The following is a 3,544-nucleotide window of genomic DNA, read 5'->3' on the forward strand; positions in this document are numbered from 1 at the left end:
CGGCTGCAGCGTCAGGATGTCGGCGAAAACGCGATAACCTTCGGCCTCGAGCTTGGGGCCAAGCCACAGCGCAAATTCGTCGTCGATCGGCGTGGCCTTGAGCAGAAAGATCGTGTCGCGCACCGCTGGCGCGGCACCTGCGCCAGGCGTGGTCCCTTGCGCCGGCGGCAGCAGATTGGCGAGGACAGCAGGTACCGGTCCCGGCTTTCCGAGCGCTTCTTCGAACGCTTCCTTGATCACCGATTTCAGAACGGGGGTGCTTTGCGCCCAGAGCTTCTGATGAGCTGTCTCGATCTCCGGATACTTGCGCAGCAGCGCGTTGAGATCGCCAGGCCCGAATATGTCGCCGGGACCTTGCAGCGCAGGCCCGACGATCTCCGCCAATGCCGTTTTGTTTTTTGGCGTGAGCGAAGCCGACGTGACGAGGATATAGCGCGAGGGTGCCAGGCCATCGATGGCCGTCCGCTCGCTCTTCATCTTGGATTTCAGCGCCGAGAAACCCGATCGGTGATAGTGCTTTGCCTGCAGCACAATATCGCCGTCGGCGAGGGCGTGTCGCCCGTCCATCGCGTCGTCCGGTCCCTCGGGAAAGGCCTCGAAACGCTTGCCGATCTCGCGACCTACGAGGTCGCGGGCCAAGTCCTCAAACTCGTTATGAGACAGACTCGAGAAATCATAAGCCATGCGCCCAGATTGACTGCCCATTTCCTAGGTAGTCAAGCAACCGTGGGCACAATTGCGCCGCGCCTAAGCCTTACTAACAAAAAGATAAACTCGCTTTCACAGGCGATGTGGTCAAACCGCCAATCCTACCTCGAAAACGTTTTTCCGATCGCATCATGCGCCTGACTACAACGCCTGCTTGATCTAATCGGGCAGCCCAATCCGTTAGCGGATGCTCAGGGTCATAGTTGAGGCACGCCTAGTCGTAGTGCGAAGGTTCATTTTTGTGTCAGGCTGGCCGCCATCAATTCGATTCGGCATGGAGCCAAAAATGTTCGGGCAATCATCAGAAGTGACAGCTTCAATCCAAGCATTCCTGAAATCTGTCACCGTCCCGATCATCCAAGCATTAAAAGATGACGCGATCGATCAGGTAGGCACAGGAACATTGTTTGGTGTTGCCGGACGTCTGTTTTTCGTCACAGCCCGACATATCTTCGATGATGTTCGGCCTGAAGACCTTTGCATACCTAGAAGCCCTGACGGCGATCGAGACCCGCAAACACTTGGCCGGATCACTGTTACGAAACCAAAGAATGAGAGCATCGACATAGCAATCGTTGAAATCCTTTCACCTGACGCTATTGCCCGGATCCAAGCCGGGTGGCGAATTCACACATTCAATTCGATGAAGCTCGCGTCGAAAAGGGGTTCGTTCGCTCTGTCTGGCTACCCGTCAGATTTGGGAAAGCGACCCCATCCAGCTCTTGTGGGAAGCACCCTTTTCATCTTGGAGACTGATCGCTGCGACAATATTCCAGCCAAGGCTGATAAGCCCGTAAGCCCCGATCTGGACCTGTTTTTTGCTTATGGCCGCGATGGTCTAAGGGCAGACGGAAAGCCGATGGACACGCCGCATCTCCGAGGTACTAGCGGTGCTTCGATATGGGAATTCTGCCAGAACGCAGGGCAGCTTTGGACGCCCGATGACGCCTTGAAGATCGTGGGGGTACAGTCCAGTATGGACCGGAACTACGACTACTTTCGAGCGAAAAGCTGCCTTTACCTCTTAGAGACCTTCAAGAAAATCGATAACGAACTGGCAAGTGAGGTAGATCAATTCCGCAAGCTGCTCGGGACCTGACCATCTGGTTCCGCCTCACCTCGGATCTAACCAACCTAAGAGCAGACATCTCGGCGAATGTTAAGTCACGGTATCTCTAGCTGGAAGCTTCTCGCCAACCAGCCACGAGCGTGTCCGTTTTTGAACGTCTTTTCTTGCGTACGAGGATCTGGAAGTGATCTTAGCGGTAGCCCACTTCGCGGCCTTGCTCAGGACGCTGTCTAAGGAACATGGTCGGCAGGTCATGATCGCCGTGCATGACTCTCCAGCCAAAAGGATTAGCCTCTCAGGGAGTCCTCGTCTCAGGAGCCTTAATCATGGCCAAGCTACCCTTCTTCAAAAACTCGAACCTAGCCGACCTGTCAGCACTTTCACTGGATGAACTTACCCAGCTTCACACCCATGTCGGCAAACATCTGATTGACCGCAAGGAAGCACGTATCAAGGAATTGCAGGCGGAGTTGATGTCGCTGGGCGCCACGCCTGACGGCCCAATCCTCGTCGGACGCGGTAGCCCTGCCCGCAGCGGAGGCGCCGCAAAGCCAGACACTACCATCAAAGCGGTGAGCCGGAATAAAGGCCCGGCCAAGGCTGGCGACGAGAGGGGCAACGGCAAAACACGCGCCAAGCCCGCGGTGAAGTACAAGGACGACAAGGGGAATACGTGGACGGGCCGTGGGGCCACACCGAAATGGCTGGCTGCTTACGAGGCCGAGGGCCGCAACCGCGAACAATTCGCAGCGTAGCCTCTATGGCTATTTGGGAGTGCGCGTATTGTGGACCAACGTCCGAGCCGCGGACGCGAGAGCATCTTTTCCCAAAATCGCTTCACCGGCGAATGGTTGAGGCCAATAAAGTCAGCCAGGTCTTCTGGCTGAGGCGTATTGAGAAAGCGGTGGTTGACGACCCCACCATCAAGGACGTGTGCCGCGTGTGCGACAATGGCTTCATGTCCGATTTGGATTCTTATATCTGCCAGCTCTTTGACGGGCAGTTTTCCATCATTCGCCAGCGTTACGAACAGGTGAGATTCACCTACGATTTTCACATGCTGAAACGCTGGATGCTGAAAATGGCCTACAACTCGGCGCGTATTCACAACGCGCGCGACACCTTCGCATTGAAAGCAGTCCTCCCCTATATTCGTGGCGAGGACAACCAACTTGGGCGATCGGTCAGGATGTTTCTGCAACTCGCCCATCCGGCGCCGATTCCGCCAAACGAGCGCGCGGCCCTGGGGGGCGATGAGGTTCCACAAATCTGGGAGCCGCGTCTTAATCGGGCTGGCCTAGCGATTGTTAACATTCCTCATCTCGGGAGCAAAATCATTCGGATGGTCTCGCTTCAGAGCTATGGCTTCTTTCTGGCATTTGCGGATCCTGCGGGCGGTGCATCGGCAGGTAATCAGTTCGCCGACGCCTTTTTGAAAAGGTGGCCAAACGCGGCGGAAATCAAGGCATCTGAGAACCATGTAAACGTCATATGTGACGGGTCCGACTCCTGGGAGTCGATTAAAGATGCCCGACGGTATTCTCTGCAATAAACTCCCCTTTAGGGATTGGAGCGGTAGGCACCGGCGTAGAGCTGCCCAGGGGTGATGCCAGCGCGTATCCACAGTAGCCTGAGACGTTCGCCCTGGAGCGGCGCAAGACGCCCCGGGGACGAAAATAAACTTGAAGCTTGCCGTTGACGCGCCTTGCCCGGGCATGGCCCGGAGCCTATATCACCGCCACTAGATACTAAGCGCGCACAGTGTCC

Annotated in this window: 3 protein-coding genes and 1 pseudogene; 3 read left to right on the forward strand and 1 reads right to left on the reverse strand. The window is 56.2% G+C overall.

Features of this window, described 5'->3' with window-relative positions; all coding sequences use genetic code 11:
* Positions 1-639, reverse strand: a pseudogene (locus EOA32_RS34925) (toll/interleukin-1 receptor domain-containing protein); the annotation flags it as partial.
* A gap of 355 nt (positions 640-994) precedes the next feature.
* Between EOA32_RS34925 and EOA32_RS34930 the strand changes: the two are divergent.
* The 3 genes from EOA32_RS34930 to EOA32_RS34940 all read left to right on the forward strand — a co-directional run bounded on the left by EOA32_RS34930 (position 995) and on the right by EOA32_RS34940 (position 3,329).
* Positions 995-1,807, forward strand: coding sequence for a hypothetical protein (locus EOA32_RS34930; RefSeq protein WP_128374121.1), 813 nt, complete (start codon positions 995-997; stop codon positions 1,805-1,807).
* A gap of 296 nt (positions 1,808-2,103) precedes the next feature.
* Positions 2,104-2,532, forward strand: coding sequence for an H-NS family nucleoid-associated regulatory protein (locus EOA32_RS34935; protein ID WP_189407634.1), 429 nt, complete (start codon positions 2,104-2,106; stop codon positions 2,530-2,532).
* A gap of 92 nt (positions 2,533-2,624) precedes the next feature.
* A complete protein-coding gene (locus EOA32_RS34940; RefSeq protein ID WP_128374123.1) occupies positions 2,625-3,329 on the forward strand; it encodes a hypothetical protein in 705 nt (234 codons plus the stop codon).
* The last annotated feature ends 215 nt before the right edge of the window (positions 3,330-3,544 follow it).

It is taken from the genome of Mesorhizobium sp. M1A.F.Ca.ET.072.01.1.1 (assembly GCF_004023325.1).
Taxonomy (GTDB): Bacteria; Pseudomonadota; Alphaproteobacteria; order Rhizobiales; family Rhizobiaceae; genus Mesorhizobium.